Here is a 17,370-nt window from a genome sequence, read left to right as displayed (position 1 = left end):
TGGTACATTGTACTTTGTACCTGGTACAGCAAGACTAGGCGGCCTAGCGCAGGGGTCCCACCTCTTCCCATCCCGAACAGAGAAGTTAAGCCCTGCAGCGCCGATGGTACTGGGGTTACACCCGGGAGAGTAGGTCGCCGCCACATTATTATAAAAGCCGGTAGAGATACCGGCTTTTGGCGTTTATAGGGGGAGAAGCGAGACTTTAGACACAAGACTTTAGACTCAAGATACAAGACACAAGAAATAAGACTTAGGTCGTCATACTTTTCTGATTCCGGACGCAGAAAGCGTCCAATACCGTAGGTTATTTGCCCCGGGTGCAACCCGGGGTTGAGAGGTAATTTTGATATTCGGGAATCCCGACTCCGGGGGAGTCGAATTCTAAAGAAAAAAATAAAATAAGTGTCAAGTAAAATCAGGACGTGACAAAGACCTAGGTCGCCGTACTTTTCTGATCAGGGAGACATTTTAATTCTTGTTTTCTAATAGCCCCATGTGGGCTGCGACCATCTTTAAGGTGCCATAGTCAAAAGTAGCGGGTTGTTCTTGTCTTATAGCCCCTAAATCAGCATCGTATTTCTTTATAATTTCTGCTATTTGCTTGAAAGTTGCCTCATCCATATGCGTAAATAGGGAGATCCTGCCTTCTTTGATTCCTTTTGCCAAATGGCCTTTGATGGTTGAAACAGCGAGTCCTCTTTGTACTGCAATATCTTCTATGCTTCCTCCATTGTCACTCATTTCGTAGGTGATTTCATAGGTTTCCCCCTTAACCCTTTTTAGACTGGGTGCATCCTCCGATTTTTTCTTTTTTCCCGTTTTGTTTTTCTGGAATTTAGGATTATTTGCGGCCAAGGTTTTAGCTGCAGTGACCAAATCTATTCGCAAACTCCTAATCTCCTGCTGTATTTCTTCCAGTTTACCTATGGTTTGCTCCTTAAGTATGGCTCTAGCCAAAATGCTTACTTTCTTGATCTGGGACATTTTCTTCAACAGCTGTAATTCTATTTGGCCCAAACTTTCTATGTATTTTTTTGTCTGTGAAAAACGCTCAACTTCAGCTGTATGAATCAAAAGTGCTTTCAATTGTTCCTTTAGCAATTCCCCGTAATAAGCACTTCCCTTTTCTAACCTTTCGATAAGTTTGGCTTCATCTTGAAGGTTCAGCAAATAGAGTAACTGTTTTTGGAAAACTTGCGTATTATCCAGCTCTTGTTCAAAACGCTCAAGTAATGTTGGCATGGCTACCCGCATTTCCAAATCTTCAAATTCAAATCCACTTTCTGTTTCTTTGAAAAAGTCCTTTGTCATTTTCATCAGGTCCAAAAAATGAAAAGTCTCCAGCACAAGTTTTTCCAGGTAAGTTTTCCTATGTTTGATCAATAAATCATGTAGTGGTTCCTGGCTCTTGGTGCTTTGGGTGAAATTTGCTACATCATGGTCACTATAAATGACATCATTTTGGATTCTGGTTCGTAATACCAATCCTTCCAAACCCTTTAACCTACTAAGCGCCACATATACCTGTCCTGGGGCAAATGCCTGCCCAACATCTATGATAGCCTTATCAAAAGTAAGCCCCTGACTTTTATGCACAGTTACTGCCCAAGCTAATTTGATTGGATATTGTTCAAAAGTTCCGATAATATCTTCCTCCAGTTCTTTGGTGCTTTCATTGATGACATATCTTTTGTTTTCCCAGAGTTCACGCTTAAGGGTGTAGGTTAATTTGTTTTCAGTCATTACCACCTTTATTTCATCCTCTTCAATTGACTTTACTTTAGCCATTTTGCCATTATAATAGGCCCCATTTCCACTGCTGTCATTCTTGATAAACATGACTTGGGCTCCCTCCTTTAACTCAAGGGTTTTTGGCAAGGGGTATAAATGCTCTGGGAAATCTTTTTCAATTTTTGCCTCAAAAAAATGGGATGGGCTTTTCAATGCTTGTAATTCTTTTTGGTTTTGGGCATCGGCTTTATAATTATGTGTAGTTATGATTATCGTGTCTTCAAGATCCTTTATTTCTTCTTCCGTTTTGAAATGTTTGTTGAGTGCCTTGATATCGTCCTCTGTTGCCTTATTGTCTCTCAGGTTGTTTAGTATGTTGATAAAAGCCTCATCTTTTTGCCTGAAAATTTTATCAAGTTCTAAATACACCATTCCGGATTGTTTCAGGGCATGGGCTTCAAAAAAATGCATGCTGTTGTAGAATTTTCTCAATATTTGCCATTCTTGGTCTTTTACAATAGGAGGTAATTGGTAAAGGTCCCCTATGAATAGGACCTGAACTCCACCAAAAGGTACATCAAAGTTTCTTTTCACACTTTTTAATCGAAAATCAATAGCATCTAAAATATCAGCCCTGAGCATACTTACTTCATCGATGATCAATAACTCTATCGCACTTAGGACTTTTTTTCTTGCCGCGTTCAGTGTATGTCTTCTTGTCAGGGAAAATTGCGTAAAAATTTGCCCGCTATTACTGAAATTACCCTCCGGTTCCCTGCTGGGAAGAAAACTTCCTAATGGCAGTAAAAACTGAGAATGGATTGTGACTCCCTTGGCGTGGAGAGCGGCAATACCTGTAGGAGCAACTATCACATATGACTTATGCGTCATTGTTGCCAGATTTCTCAGAAAAGTAGTTTTGCCCGTTCCCGCTTTTCCGGTAAGAAAAATTGGACTGTTGGTGCTATTCACAAAATGAGATGCAAGCGTTAATCTATCTGTAACCTGTGTTTCCATGAAAATAAAATTAAAATAAAAAATTCAGGTGGTCCTTCGATTATCCGTTTAAGTTCGCAAAGTTTTCAAAAAAATGTAACTTTGTCACCTGTAAATAGTTGTTACACTAACTATTAAAAAACTAATCAAATGACAAAAAGTATTTTGGTGACCGGCGGAACGAAAGGAATCGGCAGGGCCATCATTAATAGATTTGGGGAAGAAGGATTCGATGTGTATACCTGTTCCAGAAATGCAGATGACTTAGCTGCTCTGGCAGAAGACTTTAAGGATAAATTTCCTGATCAGAAAATTTTTGTCAAGCAGGCAGACCTTTCTTCCAAAACAGAAGTTGTAGAATTTTCTGAGGAAGTAAAGAAGCTTGTGATTCCCGATGTTTTGATTAACAATACCGGTGTATTTTTGCCTGGAGCTATACATTCAGAGCCAGAAGGTAATTTCGAATTAATGATGCAGACTAATCTTTTTTCTGCTTATTACCTGACAAGAGCTTTTACTGCAGATATGATTGAGAGAAAATCCGGGCATATTTTTTCTGTTGGCTCAATAGCAGGATTAACCGCTTACGCCAATGGAGGAAGCTATGCCATTTCAAAATGGGCAATGCTGGGATTTACTAAATGCCTTAGACAAGAATTAAAAGATTTTAATATCAAAGTAACATCTGTTTTACCGGGAGCAACTTATACTGCCAGTTGGGAGGGGGTTGATATACCGATCGAACGATTTATGAAAGTAGAAGATATTGCTGCCTCTGTATGGGCTGCTTATAACCTTTCGCCCTTTTCAGTTGTTGAAGAAATAGTGATTAGACCACAATTAGGAGATTTATAATCTTATGGAAACCAAAGCATTATTAGAGAAAATCCGTTATTGCAATAGCCTTACTTCTTATTCCAGAAGGAAAACCATACCTGTGAAGGTAGGGGATGTAATCATTGGTGGTGACAGTCCAATTGTGGTACAGTCTATGACAACAGTAGATACCATGGATACGATAGGATCCGTAGAGCAATGTATCAGGATGATAGATGCAGGATGTCAGTTGATCCGTATTACTGCACCCAGCATCAAAGAGGCGGAAAATCTCAGGGAGATTAAAAAAGAGCTTCTAAATAGAGGTTACAATACACCTTTGGTTGCAGACATTCATTTTACGCCGAATGCGGCGGAAATAGCTGCCAAGATTGTAGAAAAGGTGCGTATCAATCCAGGTAATTATGCGGATAAAAAGAAATTTGAAATAATCGAATATACAGATCAAAGTTATCAAGAAGAGTTAGAAAGGATAAGGGAAAGATTTTTACCCTTGGTAAAGATATGCAAGGAGCATGGTACAGCGATGAGAATTGGTACCAATCATGGATCCTTATCTGACAGGATCATGAGTCGATATGGAGATACTCCTTTGGGAATGGTTGAGTCTGCATTGGAATTTTTGAGAATTTGTGAAGATGAAAATTTCCATGATATCGTCATTTCCATGAAATCTTCCAATACCCAGGTAATGGTACAGGCCTACAGGCTTTTGGTTCAAAAGCTTGAGCAAGGAGGTTTCAAACCTTATCCTCTGCATTTGGGTGTAACAGAAGCGGGGGATGGTGAAGATGGTAGAATTAAGTCAGCCGTTGGTATTGGCACTTTGTTAGAGGATGGATTAGGTGATACAGTGAGGGTATCTCTAACTGAAGATCCTGAATTCGAGGCTCCAGTTGCCAAGACTTTGGTGGATAGGTATGTGAACCGGAAGGACCATACGGTTATAAAACAAATCAATCACTACCCGATTTCACCCTTTGAATACAATAGAAGGGATACTTTAGAGGTATTCAACTTTGGTGGTACCAATGTGCCTCGCGTAATAGCCGATATTTCCGCTATAGCCCAAATTTCTGAAAAAGAAATGAAGCAAGTTGGTCATTTTTATTTACCGGAACTGGATAAATGGAAAATGAATGACCAAGGTACTGATTATGTTTTTTCAGGTTCAAACCCCATTCCTTTTATGTTGCCCAATGGCATGAAGGAAATTCAACATTATTCCATTTGGCTCAATTCTGAAGATCAGGTCAATAAATTCCCTGCATTTAATTTGGAAGAGTTTAGTGCTGCAGAAAAAATCCACTATGGATTGAATTTCCTTTTATTGGAGGACCATCAAATTTCAGTGGCACTACCAATACTGGAAGGTAGGAAAGATGTAGTAATCATTCTGCACAGTGAAAACCTTCACAACATGCCGGCATTGAGAAGGGCTTTCTTTGATTTACTGGAGAATCATAATCAATTACCGGTAGTCATTAAGGTAAATTACCCCAAGCAACCCCAAGATCAGACTATGCTTTATGCTGCTACGGATGTGGGAGGCTTATTGGTTGATGGCTTAGGAGAAGGTATCATGATTGGTTTGGAGGCTTATCATGGTGTTGAACGATCTGAAGTATTGGCTCAAATCAAGTTGCATAACTCTGTAAGTTTTGGAGTTCTTCAGGCAGCCAGAACGAGGATGTCAAAGACAGAGTATATTTCTTGCCCATCTTGCGGCAGAACCTTGTTTGACTTACAAGAAACGACGGCCATGATCAGGAAAAGAACAGATCATCTCAAAGGCGTGAAAATAGGTATTATGGGATGTATTGTAAATGGCCCAGGTGAAATGGCGGATGCAGATTATGGTTATGTAGGCTCTGGTAAAGGCAAAATTACTTTATACAAGGGTAAGGAAGTGGTGAAGAGGTCTGTTCCATCCGAAAAGGCGGTAGATGAGCTGATAGAAATCATCAGGAAAGATGGCATGTGGATCGAACCAGAAGTATGATTCATCAGTTATATAGAAACTAGAGAAGGTGAGGGCAGATGGTTCCGCATCCATTTGAAAAGAGAATTATAAATCACATGGCAAACAGTAGATTAAAAGAATTTTTTCAGTTAGGAGAAGTGTCCAACTATTTTATCCGGGTTTTTCAAAAACCTGATCCTAATAGACCTTCTAATTTCAATATCCGGATGATGCATGGCATCAATAAAATATCTATTTTGATGTTTTTAGCTGCTATTATTATTTGGATAATAAAAAGGGTCCTTTAAACTTTTTAGTTATCAGTCGGTTGGTTAAATTTATCTCTATCATGGATATCATCTATTTTAGAGACTATTGTTTATCCAAGTCAGGAACAACTGAAGATACCCCTTTTGATAAAGATACCCTATGCTTTAGGGTAGGAGGGAAAATATTTGCCATAACAGATATGCTGCATTTTGAAAGCATCAACCTTAAGTGTGATCCAGATATCGCTATTGAATTGCGGGAAAAATATTCTGGTATACAGCCAGGTTTTCATATGAATAAAAAACACTGGAATACTGTAAGTTGCGATGGTTCTGTGTCAGACTCACTAATTTTGAAATTAGCAGATGATTCTTACGATTTAATTTTTTACAGTTTACCCAAAAAAGTCCAAGAGGATTTAAATAATAAATGACTTACCTGAAAATTGATAAGCTCCAAAAAAGTTATGATGGTGAAATTCCTGTGCTAAAGGATTTTTCCCTGCAACTTGAAAAAGGACAGGTAGTGTCTGTGATAGGAGAGAGTGGTTCAGGAAAAAGTACATTGCTAAAAATAGTTGCCGGTCTCGAATCCCGAAATACTGGAGAGGTTTTTTTGAATGGTGCCCGTATTTCAAATCCCAAAGAGCAGCTTATTCCCGGCTATGATGAAATACAACTGGTTTATCAGGATTATCATCTTTATCCCAGTTCCTCAGTAGAAGAAAATATAGCCAGACCTCTTTTACTTTATGACAAATCCTATAAAATAGAGAGGTTAAACCTAATACTTCGGCTTTTAGGTCTAGAAAAATTCAGACATAAATTACCCAGACAGTTATCGGGTGGTCAGCAACAAAAAGTCGCCATCGGTAAGGCACTGAGTATTGAACCGCAGCTTTTATTGTTGGATGAACCATTTTCAAGTTTGGATACCATTCAAAGGAGAGAATTAATCGCTGAACTTAGGGTAATGTTCCAAAAACTTGGTATTACCGTATTATTTGTAACCCATGATTTGGATGATGCACTTCAAATGTCCAACGAGTTGGTTTTGATCCAAAAAGGAAAACTGATTCAAAAAGGCCATCCTGAGCAAATTTTTTCTAAACCAAAAAATATATATGCAGCAAAGCTTTTCAGTCATTTAAACCCCATACCGGACAAAAAAAGTATCTTTATCAGGCCATCTGATGTACAACTTTTTAAAACTTCGGGAAAGCCAGCCAAAGTGATTCAAAAAAAATATTTGGTTCATTTTAATCAGCTTACTGTTCAATTTCAAAATGGAAAAACATGGGAGGTAGAAGATAAAAAAAGAATTTTTTTACCGGGTGATAGGATTTTTCTTAAATGGGAAAGAGACCGGGAAATCGGACCTATAAAATAAAACTGTCCCAATTTTGAAATTGGGACAGTTATTCATCAATTTTTAATCTTTTTACTCATCCAATATTTGTCCTGCTTGAAGTTCCTCGGCTGTAGCCTCACGGACTTCAAAAATTTCCCCTTCAAAATGAAGGTCAAAACCTACCAACGGATGATTGAAGTCCAATAAGATTTCCTCACCTAAGTCCTTGAGCACTTTCGCCTGTAAAGGGAAACCTTGTTCGTCCATTAGCGGCAGGAAATTTCCTTCCTCCAACATCCCAGGTTCAAATCCTCTTTCTTTGGTAAACTGTTCTTTGGGTAAAGCCATAATCAATTCATCATCAGCTTCTCCATAAGCATCTTCACAATTGATCACAAAATTAAATTGTTCCCCTTCTTTTTTGCCTAAAAGAAATTCTTCAAATTTCTCCGGTAAGCCACTTTGGCCAAAAATAAAATAAAATGGATCTTCTTGATCCCTAACCTCAACACTGAAGGGTGCTGATTCAATTTCATCAGCTTCTTTGCTGACTTTCAATTCATAGGTCAAACCTACTACAGTACTGTTGATTATATTCATGGTACAAATGTAGGGAAAGTTTTATTTAATCGCCCCATTGACCATCACAGCAAAGATTGCCAACATACTGAACATGAAACAAAAAAACACAGCTTTCCAATTTCTTTTGAAGGTGTAGATAATGGAAGCAAAGAAAATAAGGCTAAAAACAAGGGCAAAAGCCAATAAAACCTGTAGATAAATTGCCTCAGAAGCGTGGAAGTAGGGGGCTTGTTCATTTTCAGGAAATATGACCGCTTGCTCTCCCCACCACCTGATCGCTAACCACTCCTTCCAATAAGAATAAGCAAATATCCCCGAAGACATGATGGCCGCAAAAGGTACAAAGAATCTATTCATAGGGATTGAATCAGTAGGTCATCTTCTAATAAAATGAGCCTGAGTTTAGTTTTATCTCAGGCCCAATCTATGAAACAGATTTAATTAAACCACAACATTGACAATCTTGCCTGGTACGACAATAACCTTTTTAGGTGTCTTGCCTTCCAGCCATTTTTGGACGGTTGCATCCTCTAGGGCTGTCTTTTCAACTTCTTCCCGACTCAATGATAAAGACAGAGACAGTTTTGCCCTGACTTTGCCATTGATAGAGATGGGGTATTCATGGCTGTTTTCCACCAGGTACTCTTCCTTAAATTCTGGGAATTTGGAGAAGATGATAGAATCCTGATGCCCCAGCATGGACCAAAGCTCTTCTGTGATGTGCGGTGCATAGGGAGAAATGATAATAGCCAGAGGCTCCAAAATTTCCCGTTTGTTGCATTTTAAGGCAGTGAGCTCATTCACACAGATCATAAAAGATGCCACAGAAGTATTGAAGGAATAATTCTCCAAGTCCTCTTGGGTTTTCTTGATCGTTTTATGCAGTGTTTTTAATTCCTCTTTGGTTGCTTTTTCATTGGAAACAGAGAAATTACCTTGTTGGTCGTGGTAGAGTTTCCAAAGTTTTTTAAGGAATTTGGATACCCCATCAATACCATTTGTATTCCAAGGCTTGAACTGCTCCAATGGTCCCAAAAACATTTCATACATTCTCAAGGTGTCGGCTCCATAGCGGTCGATGATGTCATCTGGGTTGACTACATTGTATTTGGATTTAGACATTTTCTCTACCTCGGCACCGCAGATGTATTTACCGTCTTCCGTAATAAATTCGGCGTCCTCAAGGTCAGGTCTCCAGGCCTTGAATTTGTCAATATTCAATTGATCATTATGAACAATATTTACATCTACATGCATGGCGGAAGTTTCAAATTGATCTTTCAAACCATGGCTGACAAAAGTATTAGTTCCTTTAACCCTAAAGACAAAATTAGACCTTCCCTGTATCATACCCTGATTGATCATTTTACTAAAGGGCTCTTCGATACTTACCACCTCAATATCATAAAGGAATTTTGTCCAGAACCTTGAATACAACAAGTGTCCTGTAGCATGTTCTGCACCGCCGATATACAGGTCCACTGCACCCCAGTATTTCTCGATTTCAGGATCAACCAATTTTTCTTCATTTTGTGGATCCATGTAGCGGAAGAAATACCAGCTGGAACCCGCCCAGCCCGGCATGGTGCTTTTTTCCAATGCAAATTCACCATCGGCAGTTTTGTAAGTCCAATTTTTAGCCCTGCCTAATGGGGGTTCTCCATCTTCTGTGGGTAGGTATTTATCCACTTCAGGCAAAACCAAAGGCAAGTCTTTCTCATCAATGAGGTAAGGTAGTCCTTCTTTGAAGAAAACCGGTAGAGGCTCCCCCCAGTACCTTTGGCGGGTAAAGATGGCATCGCGCATACGGTACTGTATTTTCCCTTTTCCGATTTTCTTTTCCTCCAAAAAGGCAATGGCTTTATCCATTGCCACTTTCATTTCCAAGCCTGAAATAAAGTCTGAATTGATGATGGTTCCTCCCTTTCCTGGGAAAGAGCCATTTTCCATACTTCCTTCTATGACTTGGCGAATTTCTAGTCCAAAATGCTTGGCGAAATTGTAATCCCGCTCGTCATGGGCAGGCACGGCCATAACGGCCCCAGTTCCATACCCTGCCAAAACATAATCTGCTATCCAAATTTGAATTTCTTCCCCATTGAAAGGATTGATGGCATAAGAGCCGGTAAAAGCGCCAGATATGGTCTTTACATCAGACATTCTATCCCGCTCTGATCTATTTTTGGCCACTTCAACATAGGCTTCTGCGGTAGCCCTTTGCTCCTCTGTGATGAGGTCTTTGACATAATCATGCTCGGGAGCCAGTGCCAAATAGGTTACTCCGTAAATGGTATCGATTCGGGTGGTAAATACTTTGATCAGTTTATCTTGGCCCTTTACCTGGAATACCATTTCAGCACCTATGGATTTTCCTATCCAATTGCGCTGCATTTCCTTGATCGGTTCGGACCATTCTAAAGCATCCAATCCTTGCAGTAAACGCTCTGCATAGGCTGTGATCCGCATGCTCCATTGCATCATTTTCTTGCGTTCAACAGGATGGCCACCTCTTTCGGAAAAGCCATCCTTTACCTCATCATTCGAAAGTACAGTACCCAGGGCAGGACACCAATTGACCGTAGTTTCAGCCAAGTAGGTAAGCCTGTACTTTAGTAATAATTGTTGCTTTTGTTTTTCAGAAAAGCTTTTCCACTCAGCGGCTGAAAATTCAGGCGTATCCTCATCACATACCGCGAGAACCTCCGCATTTCCGGACAATTCGAAGACAGCTACCAAAGAAGTAATACTTTTGGCCTTATCTTCTTTTTTATCATAGTAGCTTTCAAATAGCTGCATGAAGATCCATTGGGTCCACTTGTAGTATTGTGGATCTGAGGTTCTGACTTCTTTGGCCCAGTCAAAAGCAAAGCCAATATTTTTTAATTGCTCTGTATAACGATTGATATTCTGGGCAGTGGTAATGGCAGGATGCTGCCCGGTTTGAATGGCATATTGTTCAGCAGGCAAGCCAAAGGAATCATAGCCCATAGGATGTAAGACATTGAAGCCTTGCAGTCTTTTATACCGGGTGATAATATCTGAGGCGATATAGCCTAAGGGGTGCCCCACATGTAGCCCTGCCCCTGAGGGATAAGGGAACATATCCAGAGAATAAAACTTTGGTTTGGAATTGTCAGCTTGGGCATTGAAAATCTGGTTTTTTTCCCAGTATGCCTGCCATTTTTTTTCTACTTCCTGAAAATTATAATCAGCCATTTTTGGATAAATGTCTTGTGTTTGAAGAATTGCTTGCAAAAATAGAAAAATAAACGGGATTAGCCGGACTAATATGCTAATCTTCCTCTTATCAAAAACTGTAAGCTTGAGAAAATATAATGAAACAATTTACCAGAACCTGTAGCGTTTTTCTCTGATTCTGTTTCTGAATATCCAGTTGTCCCAGATGTCCTCCGAAAGATATAATTCTACACCTATATTTAAAGAAAGGTAACCATCAAACCTTTCAGTAAGCCCAGACCCTCTTCTGACCCTTCCACGGTTATCCAAGATTTTCTGGACATTGGGTTCCCCATTTTCACGTAGAAAGTCCGGATTTCTGATGGCAAGTCTAAGTCTGTCCGGGTTTGGACCTTCCTCATTACTGCCATAATCCCTGACAAGATCAAGGTAAAACTCACTCACATTAAAAGCACTGATATCATCCATGTAATCGGTCAAGGTCCAACGGTAATTCAGTTCCAAGATAAGGTCCATCCAAACATTGGCTTTGTATTTCATGCCAATACCTGTTGGGAATACAATGATAAATTTTTCGTAAGGGTTGTTTTCCAATTGAAGAGGCCGTAGGGCTACCCATTCCCCTCTAAGTTCAGCTTTAGGGTCATTGGTGGAAAAACCAACACCAGCAAAGCCATAAAAATTGATAAAGTGACGGGTGATGTTGTACTGTCTGACAGGTTTCAAATGAAACTCCCCTATGGCAGTCATTTCCCAATTCCTTGCCCGAAAATGAAGGTTTCGCGGTTGTCTCAAACTTCGGGGATCTGCGGGCGGATCCTGTCCGGATATTTGATAGTAAGTGCCTTCTACACGTGCTTTAACATAAGTGCCTAAAACCCTCCTTACCGCAATATTCGCATTCCAGTCAGGTTGTACTCCCTCATTATATTTCCAAAGGGAATACAATTCTCCAAAATATTGAGTGGGACCTAGTGAAGCTGAAACAGACCAGGGTGCCTCAAATCTATACCTGTAAAAACTTTGAGAAAAAACAAAGTGGGTCATGGAGAAAAAAAATAAGAAAAAAAACAGCCGCTTCATTTATCAATATTTGAAAATCAGTTTTTTAGGCATGTCGCAAAAGTGAATCTTACAACATGGTAAATAAATATAAAAAATATCAATTATTCAATTTTTCAGCCCCACTTTTAATATGAATATCTCTTTGAGGGAAGGGGATTTCAATGCCATGATCTGAAAATCTTTTAAAGATTTCAAAGTAAAGCTGGCTTTTCAGGACCTTGGGTTTGCTTACATATTCTGAAGTCCAAACTCTCAAGTAAAAATTCAGACTGCTATCGTCAAACTCATCAAATAGTACATCGGGTTGTGGAGAGTCCAAGACGTTGGGGTTTTTTTTGGCGACCTCCAATAGTACTTCTTTAACCTTCTCCGGATCTTCTTTGTAGGAAACTCCTACTGGAAAATTGAACCTCACCTTATATTCATTGTGCGACCAATTGATCACCTGATCATCTATGAATTTTGAATTCGGGATAATGACACTGATGTTATCATTGGTTACCACGGTGGTTGACCTTGCTGATATTTTAATGACATCGCCGGTGATTTCACCTACTTCTATTCTATCGCCTACTTTGATGGGTTGTTCGAAAAGTATGATTAGACCACTGATAAAGTTATTAGTGATGTTTTGCAGACCAAAACCGATACCAACACCCAAAGCTCCCGCTAAGATTCCAAATGCACTCAAGTCTATGCCGTTTGTCTGAAGAATTGAAAACAGACCTGCTATGATGATTACATACTTGACTATGGTGCCTACAGATTGCCTGGTACCTTTCTCGATTTGGTATCTTTTTAAAACCCTGTTGACCAAAAGTTTTTTTATCCATTCGGAAAGAAAAAACAAAATGACTACGGATATTATCAAGGTGATCAGCAGCCCAATTGTCATGACGGAGTCTCCGATTGAAAAAAGTTTTAGATTTAGGATTTCATATAAAAATTCTAAGAATTCACTGATTTTACCTTTTTTAAATTCCCGAAAACCATTTTCCATAACTGTAGAAACCTATTTTATAATTGGGCCAATTTACATCAACTCTGGAAATTAAATGAGCTTTCTGGGGGAATTGTTTTTCACTTAGTTAAAGTTTTGGTGATGTTGCTAAAATTTTTCAGATTAAAATATTTGGCCGAATTTTAGTTAATTTTGTGCTATGAGTAAACAGAGAGAAGAATTAGAGCACCGCTTAAAACTTAGGAATATCAAGCTTTCAGACTATGAAGACATCAGAGAGATCATGGTTACTATTTATAAAGACCAAGGAGGTGCTTGGACCAAACAGGAACTCAAAAATCAGCTTAAGGTATTCCCTGAAGGGCAGATATGTATCGAGGATAATGGAAAAGTAGTAGCAGCTGCATTGAGTTTGATAGTAGACTATGGGAAGTTTGGTGATAACCACACCTATGATCAAATTACCGGTTATGGCAAATTCGATACCCATGATAATGATGGAGATACTTTGTATGGTACCGACGTCTTTGTTCATAAGGATTATCGGGGCATGCGCTTAGGCAGAAGGTTGTATGATGCCCGAAAAGAGCTGTGTGAAAATTTGAACCTAAGGTCTATTATTGCTGGCGGCAGAATTCCTGGCTACTCAAAGTACGCAGATCAAATGACCCCTAGGAAATACATTGACTTGGTAAAGAGTAAAGAAATTTTTGATCCGGTACTCTCGTTTCAATTGGCCAATGAATTCCACGTCAGGAAAGTGATCACCAAATATCTCCCAGAAGATACCGACTCGAGGGCCTATGCTACCTTGTTAGAATGGATCAATATCTATTACGAAAAGGATGAAAAGCTTATAGGTAATAAAAAGTCCATCGTAAGGTTGGGACTAGTGCAGTGGAAAATGCGTCGTTTCAATAGTGTGGACGATCTGATGCAGCAGGTGGAGTTTTTTGTGGATACAGTTTCTGGGTACAAATCTGATTTCTGCTTGTTACCTGAGTTTTTTAATGCCCCCTTATTGGCAGAGTTTAATGATATGGATGCTTCAGAAGCCATCCGTAACTTAGCAGATTACACTGATGAGATTGTGAACAGAATGAGTGATTTGGCGCTTTCTTATAATGTTAACATTATAGCTGGCAGTATGCCGGAGTACGATGGGAAGAAATTGAGAAATGTAAGTTACCTCTGCCGAAGGGATGGTACTACAGACAAACAATACAAACTGCATATTACCCCCGATGAGGCAGCCTATTGGGGACTTCAGGGAGGCAATGGCATTAAAGTGTTTGATACTGATGCAGGGAAAATAGGTATTTTGATCTGTTATGATGTAGAATTCCCGGAACTGGGCAGGATTTTGGCTGAGCAAGAAATGGATATTCTTTTCGTCCCCTTTTGGACAGACACAAAAAACGCATTTTTAAGGGTCAATATCTGTGCAAAAGCCAGGGCCATTGAAAATGAATGTTATGTGGCCATCACAGGTTCTGTGGGTAACCTTCCTCGTGTAGAAAACATGGATATTCAGTTCTCACAGTCTGCGATTTATTCTCCATCTGATTTTTCATTCCCACATGATGCCACGGTAGCACAAGCTTCTGAAAATGCAGAAACGACCATTGTGGCGGATGTGGATTTAGACCTTTTGACCAAGCAAAGAAAAGCGGGTAGTGTGAGAAACTTAGAGCAACGCCGTTTGGATCTTTATTCAATCCATTGGAAAAAGAAGAAATAAGGGAAAAGGATAATCCGTAAGAAAATTGAAACACTCAAAATATTTTACAATGAGAAATCTGATCTTATTTTTTTTACTATTTGTTTGGATTCCACTTTTGGGTCAAGAAATAACCAGTACCCAAAACGGATCATCTTTTTATTTACGTACTTTTTTAGAACCTACAGATCCTTCACAAAAACCATTGGTACAGGGTCAAATGTTGTTCAGTTCTGTTGTAGTCCATCGCTTTTATACGGAAAGAGATTTTCAGGTTGCATGGCTTAGAGAGGATACTGTTTTATTGGAGTTGGCCTATGAGATGCGTTATGAGATCCAACAGTCCAAATTTGATGGACTTCAGCCGGCAGATTACCACTTACAGGCAATTGATGGGCTGTTCATGAAATATGAAGCAGCTAGAAGTGAAGGCAGATCCTTATCCAGAGCGGATATGGGAGCGCTAGATCTCTTGCTGTCCGATGCTTTTGTGATGTTGGCTTCCCATCTTTACCATGGCAAAGTGGATCCTGAGCAACTTCGCACGGTTTGGAATATCCAACGTTCTGCACCGGATTTGTACCTTGACCAGAGATTAAGTTCAGCTATACAGGCAGGGAGTATCAGGAGAGCCTTACAGGATCTTTACCCTTCTTTTACCATATACAGGCCGATGAGAGAAGGACTGAGACAGTTATATAATGATTTTGAAAGGTTTCAAATAGAACAAACATCAAGTTGGAAAGAATTAAAGATTTCAAGGTCTTTAAAAGTTGGGGACAACAGTCCGATTATCCCCGATGTGGTCAAAAGATTGTCATTTTGGGGTTTTCTGCCCAATGATTATGAAAGTCAAGGAAAGGGATATGATGCTGAAATTGAAGAAGCGGTAAAGAAATTACAGCTTAAATTTGGGATGGAGTCTGATGGTGTCATAGGGCAGGGCACAATTTATGCCCTAAATCAAAGTCCTCAGGACCTGATCAAAAAGACCTCCATAAATTTGGAGAGGCTGCGATGGTTGCCCGATAATTTGAAAGAGCAGGAGTTGATAATTGTCAATACGGCTAACTTCCAGTTTGATTTTATTCAGCAAAGGGATACGGTGCTGACTTCAAGGGTAATTGTTGGGAGGAGTTTTCACTCTACGCCTCAATTCTCTGCTCAAATGTCCTATTTGGTTTTTTCGCCCACTTGGACCGTTCCTCCTTCCATCTTGAGGCAGGAAGTAATTCCCGGTATGCGCAAAGACCCCCAATATATGGCCAAAAGAAAAATGCGCTTGTTGACTTTTTCTGGACAGGAAGTACCGACAAGTAGTGTCGATTGGTCAAAAGTGAGTGCAGCCGGATTTCCTTACATGGTTAGACAAGATCCTGGAGAACATAATTCCTTAGGGCTAGTAAAGTTTATGTTCCCCAATAAGCACCATGTGTACATTCATGATACACCGGCCAGATCCTTATTTGAAAGAGAAGACAGGGCTTTGAGTTATGGGTGTATCAGGATTCAAAAACCTGTGGAGCTAGCAAAATTACTGCTTCAACATGATGAGGGATGGACAGATGAACGGATTAATTCTGCCATGAGGCAGAGCAGGGAGCAGGTGGTAAATCTAGATAGAAAAATCCCTGTTGTAATCCTATATCTCACCTACTGGACAACTTCCGATGGTCGTGTATTTTTTAGGAGGGATATTTACAACAGGGACAATGAAGTCTATCAGGCGCTGATCCAAAGAAGGGGTTAGCGTTTTTTAAGCATTCAGGATCTCAGATTTATCGAGGTATTCCTCATCTTGGCCGAAGATAAAAAGTAAGGATCTTTCTTTTATGAGATCAATCAACTCCCTAGCAATTTCATGAGGAACGGCCGGACATCCAAGACTTCTACCTAACCTCCCGGTTTGGGAAATAAATTCCTCTTTGGCATAATCTGCTCCATGGATGACGATGGCACGGTCTCTGGCTTTGTCATTATACCCCTTTTCCAAGCCATCTAACCTCAAAGAATAGCCATGTTTACCTTGATAAGTTTCACCTGTGAGGTAAAAACCCAAACTACTCATGTAAGAGGAACTGACATTTGAAAACTTTTGGGCCATTAAATCACCGGAATTTCTGCCATGGGAAACATGTCCATGGTGAAGTATAGTGCCTTCATTCATGTCAATGATCCACATTCGCTTTTCAGAAGATGGGAGGGTAAAATCAATAACGGTCAATGGCTTCCCTTCAAGAATTTTTTCTTCTTCCTGTAATTTTAAATAGCCTTTGATGCCGTAACTCAAAACATCTCTATTAGGGAGAGGTTTTTCTGCATTTAAACTGTGGGTGCTGACCAGCTCGATGATATGGTCTTCAAGCGAAAGCTCCTTCAATATTGTGGAAGGAGAACTGTTTACTAAGAAATTGCTTGAAAAGGTCCCACCAACCAAAAGGATGATTAAGATGATTGTTTTTCGCATTACGTAATAAGTAATGGGTTTACAACAAAAAAAGTTCCAAATCACTTATTTTGCAAATAAACTGTCGATTATTATAAAAAAATATAATTGAGTACTGATTTTGGTGCACAAGACAAATAACAGATTTTTGGAACTGTTTTCTATTGTGAAGGTGTTTCTAAGGCTGTGTACTGAAAGAGGGGAATCAAAACGAAAATTATGGGAAATAATCAGCTTTGTTTAAAGAA

The 17,370-nt window shown here is 39.6% G+C and carries 14 protein-coding genes and 1 rRNA gene; 8 read left to right on the top strand and 7 right to left on the bottom strand.

The window, feature by feature from the left end; translation table 11 throughout:
* Positions 1–34: 34 nt before the first annotated feature.
* Positions 35–146: ribosomal RNA gene (gene rrf, locus B879_RS12865) — 5S ribosomal RNA — on the top strand.
* A gap of 325 nt (positions 147–471) precedes the next feature.
* Here the strand turns inward: rrf and B879_RS12860 are convergent.
* The gene (locus tag B879_RS12860) at positions 472–2,751 is read right to left on the bottom strand and encodes a helix-turn-helix domain-containing protein (RefSeq protein WP_009185623.1); all 2,280 of its coding nucleotides are present in this window, start codon (positions 2,749–2,751) and stop codon (positions 472–474) included.
* Positions 2,752–2,880: 129 nt separating this feature from the next.
* Here B879_RS12860 and B879_RS12855 point away from each other — a divergent pair, with 129 nt between their 5' ends.
* The 5 genes from B879_RS12855 to B879_RS12835 all read left to right on the top strand — a co-directional run bounded on the left by B879_RS12855 (position 2,881) and on the right by B879_RS12835 (position 7,189).
* Entirely contained in the window at positions 2,881–3,585 is a 705-nt protein-coding gene (locus tag B879_RS12855; RefSeq protein ID WP_009185622.1) for an SDR family NAD(P)-dependent oxidoreductase, read from the top strand.
* Positions 3,586–3,589: 4 nt separating this feature from the next.
* Positions 3,590–5,569, top strand: a complete 1,980-nt coding sequence (ispG, locus tag B879_RS12850; protein WP_009185621.1) for a (E)-4-hydroxy-3-methylbut-2-enyl-diphosphate synthase — start codon at positions 3,590–3,592, stop codon at positions 5,567–5,569.
* Positions 5,570–5,646: 77 nt separating this feature from the next.
* Positions 5,647–5,838 carry a DUF6728 family protein gene (locus B879_RS12845; RefSeq protein ID WP_009185620.1) on the top strand — a complete coding sequence of 64 codons (192 nt, stop codon included), beginning with the start codon at positions 5,647–5,649 and terminating at the stop codon, positions 5,836–5,838.
* Between the two features lie 41 nt (positions 5,839–5,879).
* Positions 5,880–6,233 (top strand): MmcQ/YjbR family DNA-binding protein, encoded by a 354-nt coding sequence (locus B879_RS12840; RefSeq protein ID WP_009185619.1) that lies wholly within the window; start codon positions 5,880–5,882, stop codon positions 6,231–6,233.
* Positions 6,230–7,189 (top strand): ABC transporter ATP-binding protein, encoded by a 960-nt coding sequence (locus tag B879_RS12835; RefSeq protein ID WP_009185618.1) that lies wholly within the window; start codon positions 6,230–6,232, stop codon positions 7,187–7,189. Before B879_RS12840 ends, B879_RS12835 begins: the two co-directional genes overlap by 4 nt.
* Positions 7,190–7,240: 51 nt before the next feature.
* On the opposite strand, the gene B879_RS12830 is transcribed toward B879_RS12835, so the two are convergent.
* From B879_RS12830 to B879_RS12810, 5 genes are all read right to left on the bottom strand, one after another.
* Positions 7,241–7,750, bottom strand: coding sequence for an FKBP-type peptidyl-prolyl cis-trans isomerase (locus B879_RS12830; protein WP_009185617.1), 510 nt, complete (start codon positions 7,748–7,750; stop codon positions 7,241–7,243).
* A 21-nt stretch (positions 7,751–7,771) separates the two neighbouring features.
* A complete protein-coding gene (locus B879_RS12825; RefSeq protein WP_009185616.1) occupies positions 7,772–8,089 on the bottom strand; it encodes a hypothetical protein in 318 nt (105 codons plus the stop codon).
* A gap of 84 nt (positions 8,090–8,173) precedes the next feature.
* Complete coding sequence (leuS, locus tag B879_RS12820; RefSeq protein ID WP_009185615.1) at positions 8,174–10,948, bottom strand: leucine--tRNA ligase; 2,775 nt, start codon at positions 10,946–10,948, stop codon at positions 8,174–8,176.
* A 129-nt stretch (positions 10,949–11,077) separates the two neighbouring features.
* Positions 11,078–12,013, bottom strand: a complete 936-nt coding sequence (locus tag B879_RS12815; protein WP_009185614.1) for a hypothetical protein — start codon at positions 12,011–12,013, stop codon at positions 11,078–11,080.
* 79 nt (positions 12,014–12,092) lie between these two features.
* Entirely contained in the window at positions 12,093–12,995 is a 903-nt protein-coding gene (locus B879_RS12810) for a mechanosensitive ion channel family protein (protein ID WP_009185613.1), read from the bottom strand.
* Positions 12,996–13,155: 160 nt separating this feature from the next.
* Between B879_RS12810 and B879_RS12805 the strand changes: the two genes are divergently transcribed.
* A complete protein-coding gene (locus B879_RS12805; protein WP_009185612.1) occupies positions 13,156–14,697 on the top strand; it encodes a bifunctional GNAT family N-acetyltransferase/carbon-nitrogen hydrolase family protein in 1,542 nt (513 codons plus the stop codon).
* Positions 14,698–14,746: 49 nt separating this feature from the next.
* The gene (locus tag B879_RS12800) at positions 14,747–16,426 is read left to right on the top strand and encodes a L,D-transpeptidase family protein (RefSeq protein ID WP_009185611.1); all 1,680 of its coding nucleotides are present in this window, start codon (positions 14,747–14,749) and stop codon (positions 16,424–16,426) included.
* 6 nt (positions 16,427–16,432) lie between these two features.
* On the opposite strand, the gene B879_RS12795 is transcribed toward B879_RS12800, so the two are convergent.
* Positions 16,433–17,143: a murein L,D-transpeptidase catalytic domain family protein gene (locus B879_RS12795; RefSeq protein ID WP_040400636.1), complete on the bottom strand. Its 711-nt coding sequence runs from the start codon at positions 17,141–17,143 to the stop codon at positions 16,433–16,435.
* Positions 17,144–17,370: the final 227 nt, after the last annotated feature.

Source organism: Cecembia lonarensis LW9, from assembly GCF_000298295.1.
Taxonomy (GTDB): Bacteria; Bacteroidota; Bacteroidia; order Cytophagales; family Cyclobacteriaceae; genus Cecembia; species Cecembia lonarensis.
Note: the sequence above shows the minus strand (reverse complement) of the source record. Positions and strands in the feature narration are given on the sequence as shown.